Source organism: Ferrimonas sediminum (assembly GCF_900100175.1).
Lineage (GTDB): Bacteria > Pseudomonadota > Gammaproteobacteria > Enterobacterales > Shewanellaceae > Ferrimonas > Ferrimonas sediminum.
The window spans coordinates 22,217-28,252 of sequence record NZ_FNEM01000027.1 but is presented as its reverse complement, the minus strand read 5'-3'; the positions used below and the strand labels follow the sequence as shown (position 1 = coordinate 28,252).

4 protein-coding genes are annotated in these 6,036 nt (G+C 60.1%); all 4 read left to right on the top strand.

The features are described from left to right. Positions 1 to 313: 313 nt before the first annotated feature. The 4 genes from yegD (at position 314) to BLT77_RS19130 (ending at position 6,012) form a co-directional block, all read left to right on the top strand. The gene (yegD, locus tag BLT77_RS19145; protein WP_090368382.1) at positions 314 to 1,684 is read left to right on the top strand and encodes a molecular chaperone; all 1,371 of its coding nucleotides are present in this window, start codon (positions 314 to 316) and stop codon (positions 1,682 to 1,684) included. A gap of 132 nt (positions 1,685 to 1,816) precedes the next feature. Next, positions 1,817 to 4,669, top strand: a complete 2,853-nt coding sequence (locus BLT77_RS19140) for an alkaline phosphatase family protein (RefSeq protein WP_090368381.1) — start codon at positions 1,817 to 1,819, stop codon at positions 4,667 to 4,669. Between the two features lie 224 nt (positions 4,670 to 4,893). Then, the gene (gpt, locus tag BLT77_RS19135; protein ID WP_090368379.1) at positions 4,894 to 5,352 is read left to right on the top strand and encodes a xanthine phosphoribosyltransferase; all 459 of its coding nucleotides are present in this window, start codon (positions 4,894 to 4,896) and stop codon (positions 5,350 to 5,352) included. A 240-nt stretch (positions 5,353 to 5,592) separates the two neighbouring features. Continuing rightward, positions 5,593 to 6,012 (top strand): rubrerythrin family protein, encoded by a 420-nt coding sequence (locus BLT77_RS19130; RefSeq protein ID WP_090368377.1) that lies wholly within the window; start codon positions 5,593 to 5,595, stop codon positions 6,010 to 6,012. Positions 6,013 to 6,036 lie beyond the last annotated feature (24 nt).

The window sequence follows — 6,036 nt, the reverse complement described above, 5'->3', positions numbered from 1 at the left end:
ATTAAAGACACTGGGTACCCGCGTGCGCGGGCACGACGGAAGGTTGTAACGGGATGAGGGCAACACTCGACTCCATGGCGTCCACCTCAATCAGTCACACCACCACCCCCTCTCCGTGTCGCCCTTGCGAACGCGAGGGCCCAGTGGCTTTGGCTCTCCCGCCCGCCAGATTAAAGACACTGGATACCCGCGTACGCGGGCACTAGCCAAATGGCGGGTTTGGCGCAAAGGCGGACTAATCCCCGTCGCGTCGCTTGTATGGCGACACCACATTGGGTATTCTGCGCGGCTTTTCTTCGACGACAGGCAGGCTATGACACACTCCAGCATCGCGGGTTTTGATTTCGGCACCTCCAACTGCGCCATTGGCGTGATGGCCGATGCGGCGGTTCAACTGGTGGAACTACCGGCTCACGGCCGTTACATGAGTTCGACCCTGTTTGCCCCGCAGCGAGAGATGATGACCGCCTGGCTGTTCAAGCAGCTGCAGCAGCAGCAGTTGCACCAGCCGTTCCAGCAGGCCCGCCGCGGCCAACTTCCCGCCAGCACCCGCGCCATGAACGAGCTCAAGCTCGATGGCTACGGCGACTCACTGGAGTTTGGCACCAGCGCCCTGGCCCACTACCTGGAAGACCCCGCCGACTGTTACTACGTCAAGTCACCAAAGAGTTTTCTCGGTGCCAGCGGCCTGTTACCGCCGCAGCAACAGCAGTTTGAAGACGTGGTTGCCGCCATGATGTGGCATCTGCTGTGCCAGCTTGACCAGGCCGGTCAAAGCCGCCCCGACAAGGTGGTCATCGGCCGACCCATCAACTTTCAGGGCCTGAACAGCGACGACAGCAACCGCCAGGCGCTGCAGATATTGCAGAACGCCGCCCGCTTTGTCGGCTTTAAACAGGTGGAGTTTTTGTACGAGCCCATGGCCGCCGGCCTGGCCTACCAGCAGCAACTGGCCGAAGAGCAGAAGGTGCTGGTGGTAGACATCGGCGGTGGCACCAGCGACATCTCTCTGGTCACCATGGGCCCGGACTACCTGCAGCAGCGCAACCATCAGGATCTGGTGCTGGGTTACGCTGGCGTCCGGGTCGGCGGTAACGATTTCGACATCGCCCTCAACTTCCAGAGTCTGATGCCCCATCTGGGCTCGCGGCTGATTCAGCCCAGTGGCAAGCCAGTGCCGATCAAACCTTACTGGGACGCCGCCGCCATTAACGACCTGTCGTCGCAAACCCGCTTCTACGACACCGATACCCGCCGGTTGCTGGACAGCCTGAGGCGAGAGCCCGAACTGGCCGAAGTGGGCCGGTTGCTGACTCTGGCCAACGAACGCCAGACTTATCAACTCAGCGCTTACGCCGAGCAGGCCAAGATCGCCCTCAGTGATCAGGCCGACACCCAGGTGGATCTGGGCTTCCTCGAAGCCGGCCTGCTAGCCCGGGTCGACCAGGCGCAGTTCGAAACCAGTGCCGAAAAAGCCCTGGATACCATCGGTCGCCTCGCCGACGACGCCATCGCCCAGGCAGGCTGTCAGCCGGACGTCATCTTTATGACCGGCGGGACCTCCAACTCACCACTGGTGCAAGGGTTCTTCCGTCAGCGCTACGGGCTGCCGCTGGTGGCCGGTGACAACTTTGGCAGCGTCACCACCGGCCTGACCCTGTGGGCCAATCACATCTATTGCTGATCCACCCCATCCTGCCGATTCCCCGGAGCGCCTGACCCATGCAGGCGCTCCCCTTTGCCCTTTCACCACTCCCTCCCAGGGTGATTTTCCGTTACCCTGTGCGTTGCTGTTTGAAAAACAAAGGATTACTCAATGATGATGCGGATTCTCTGTGGCGGATTGCTGCTGACGCAACTGCTGCAACCGGCCCTGGCTGCCGACATCGGTAAGGTTCCCGTGGTGGGCGGCCTCTACCACGCCAGCCACATCATCAAGGGGCAGATTCTCGATACCAGTACTCTGGTGGCCACCACCACCCGCGATCTGACCCTGTTTACCATTGGCGGCACCACATTAGACACCTACATCCTGACCCTGCCGCTGGACAGCGCCACCAAGGGCCGGGTGATCGGCCGCCTGACCAATCCGATGTACGCCATTCAGCTGGGCCACTTCCTGTACATGTTTAAAGACCGCTACGGCGGTTACGACAGCGAGGATCGGTTCAAGACCTACCTGAAGCAGCAATACTCAGCCGACGAACTCAAACGCTATGAACATTCGCTGTTCAGCATCGAAGAGCCGGTTGCCGCTGCCGCCGAGCCACAGGCTGAACTGGTAAACGATAGACTGATTGCCACCCTGGTGTCGCTGTACGACGCCCTGTTCAACAACGACGAATGGGTACTGGGCCGTCACCTGCCCGATCAGTACCGCTACCTCGGCGACAGCGCCGCCGACCGGGCGCTGATCCAACGGGTACAGCCTCTGATCATCGGCCTGCTGACCGATTTTGAAGCCCAAATGGCCCCGGGGGAGTTCAAACACGCGGTCGCCGCCATCATTGCCGACGCGGCACCGGAGCGGGCCGGCTCAGTCAACAACAAAGCCGAAGCCGTCACCATTACCCTCATCGACTTTGTCCGCTATAACGTGCTGAAAAACTACCGGCAGTTTGCCCTGGAACAGAAGCGCATCGACGCCTTCAGCGACTGGATGCAGCTACAGATGGACGACGATCCCGACGCGCTGCTGCGGTTTTTGAACAGCCAGGATCAGCGGGGCTTTGCGGTACAGGTCGCGGTCGATGGCCTGCAGCAGGGGCTGATTCAGGCGCTGGTCACGCCCACACCGACGCCCTTTATCACCCACGCCCTGGCCAACTACCGCCAGCGAAGCCACTACCGCCCCCACAACAACAGTGTGGTGGAGCCTGAGCACCCACAGCAGCTGGATTACCTGAAGACTCGGGCCGAGAGTACCGATCAGGATCCCCACTACCTGCCGTTTTTCAAAACCCTGTACCGCACTCAGCCAACGGCGATCACCGAGCACGGGGCGTCGACCACCCCCACCATCAGTGTCCGCAACCTGCCCATCATCAAAACCGGCGCCACCGTGGCCGGCCCCGGAGGCACCGGCATTCCCAATTTTCACTTTGTGGACCGGGACAAGGATAGGGCCTACTACTTTTTCGGCAACGATGCCTTGCAGCTGGAAAAGCTGTTTCAGGACCACGGTGCCAAAACCATGTTTGATCGCCTGCCCCACCTAAAAACCATGAGTTGCAACGCCCAGTACGACTGGAATGCCCAGATCAGCTACGATGCACTGGTGAATCTGGGGCTGGGAGAGGCGGTTCGCGACTTTGGCGAACGCCGCTGCGCCGGCGAGCTGGCAAGGCGCGCCCAGGCCGAGCCGAAGATTCGCGCCGAACGCCGCGCCCTGATCGAGGAGATCGAGCACTACCAGCAGCAGAGCTGGTGGGCGCCGCTGGCCAAGCTCAGCCGCAAGCGACTGATCAAAGAGCGGCTGGGAAAACTGGCGGCGTTGTCGGAACAGGGCATGCCTGATTACCTGCTGATGTACCTGCCCTGGCCGGATCACTTCGCCCACTTCAAAGGCCCCTTCAGTGATGAGATCATCGCCCCCACCGGCGAGCTGAACCGGCTCGACTATTGGCTCGGCCGTTATACCGAGCTGTATCAGCAGTCCGGCATCTACGATCAAACCCTGTGGGGGATGGCCGGCGATCACGGGCTGGCGCCCATCTACTACGCCCTCAACCCGGAAGTGGAGGTGTTGCAGGCACTGGAAACCGAGCTGGGTTACCCGTTGGCAGTTCGCAAGATCTCCTCCGACGAAGGGGAAGGCCCCAAGATCACCAACGCCCACCATTACCCCAGCAACCGCGAGCTGGATCTGGTGATCGCCTCCACCGCCGGCGGCAACTTTATGCTGGATCTGTTCAACGCCCGCAACGGCTGGCAGACCCAGCCTCTGTACCATGAACTGATCCACTGGACCCCGCTGCAGGCTCCCGAGGGCAGCAGTGTCGACCTGATCGACGCCACCGCCCGCCGCCTGCACGACTCGCTGGATTACCTGGCCGTCAGAGAAACCCCCTGTACCCCGGATCGCTGCACCCTGCGGCTGGTGGGCTACCGCAATGGCGTTCGCCAGGATGAGATCATTCAGCGCCGCGGTAACCGTCTGTTCTACCGCCGCGCCGATAACCGGGGCCAACCAATATTACTGGATGTGGCGCGCAGCAACCCCTATCTGGCGCCATTATCCGGGCACCTGCAGGCGGAGAAACAGCGGCTTCTGCGCCGCTGCCTGACCCAGGCAACCCTGGCCCAACCCGACAGCTGGTGCACCGATGCCCAGTGGCGCACCCTGACCCAGTTTGGCCCCCGTCCCGATTCGGTAAACCAGCTGGCGCACCTGTACGATGAGGATCGGGCCGGCACCATCAACCTGTTCCCGAAAGAGGGGGTCGGTTACAACACCCTGGTGCCCGGGCGCCACGCCGGTGAGCACTATCTGGAGAAAGACGCCTTTTTGGGGTTCTGGGGCACACCGGTCACCGGCAACACGCCACTGCCCGCGGCGGTTAACGGCTCACTGGCGCCAACCTTGTACCAGTACCTGACCGGCGAACCGGTGGTGGCCGGCGAGGATGGCTGGGGCTTTCCCTCACTGTGGCCACAACTGCAACAGTGACCGCAACGGCTTTATGGCTCCGCGGCACCCAGGGTGGCCACAACCACAAAAGGATGGATTTTTAGCCATTTAAACTTTAAGCCCAGATCAGATCACTGTTTTTTAAACTTTAAGTTACGAATTTCGGGCCATAAACCGGATTTTTTGCTAGAATCACCGCCCAATAAATTTTCATAAGTTCAGTACAGCGGACCCGGTCCCTGTCTTTTGAGGTTCATTGGATCATGAGTAACAAGTTCGTCATCACCTGGGACAACATGCAGATGTATTCCCGTCAACTGGCCGAGCGCCTTCTGCCGGCAGATCAGTGGAAAGGGATCATCGCCGTAAGCCGTGGCGGCCTTGTACCATCAGCGATTCTGGCCCGTGAGCTCGGTATTCGCCACGTCGATACCGTTTGCATCTCCAGCTACGATCACAACCACCAGCGCGACCTGACCGTGGTTAAACAAGCCCCGGGCGACGGCGAAGGCTTCATCGTCATCGACGATCTTGTGGACACCGGCGGCACCGCCGAGATGATTCGCCAGCTGTATCCTAAAGCCCACTTTGTCACCGTTTGCGCCAAACCTGCAGGCAAACACCTGGTAGACGACTATGTCGTCGACATTCCTCAGGATACCTGGATTGAGCAACCCTGGGACATGGCCGTGACCTTTGTGGATCCTCTGGTCAAGGGCTAACCTTGCCGCGCAGGGACGCCCGTCCCTGCGCCTTGCCCTCTCACCCTGCTTTCTCTCCCGCATTCAGACACTTGAACTAGATTTACGCGCCTTGACAGTGCCTCCATCCAAGATATCGATGGATTCAATCTAAATATTCTACCCATATTCACTGGTGAACCGTTTTTCCAGTAACTACCTTTGAGTAACAGCCCTTTTTTCAGGCTCGCCCCCCCAGTCTTTGCAACGAAGGATGTGACCATGTCGCTTAAAGGTTCCAAGACCGAGCAAAACCTGAAAGACGCCTTTGCCGGTGAATCGCAAGCCAACCGACGTTACCTCTATTTCGCCTCCAAAGCCGACATCGAAGGTTATAACGATGTGGCGGCGGTGTTCCGTTCCACAGCAGAAGGAGAAACTGGCCACGCACATGGCCACCTTGAGTACCTGGAAGAGGTGGGCGATCCCGCCACCGGCCTGCCTATCGGCGCCACCGAGCACAACCTCAGGGCCGCCATTGCCGGCGAGACCCATGAGTACACCGATATGTACCCGGGTATGGCCAAGACCGCCCGCGACGAGGGCTTCGACGAAGTGGCCGACTGGTTTGAAACGCTGGCCAAGGCCGAGCGCAGCCACGCCAACCGCTTTCAAAAAGCCCTGGATAACCTGGATGGCTGAGCCATCTTCGACGTCAAGTTTCGC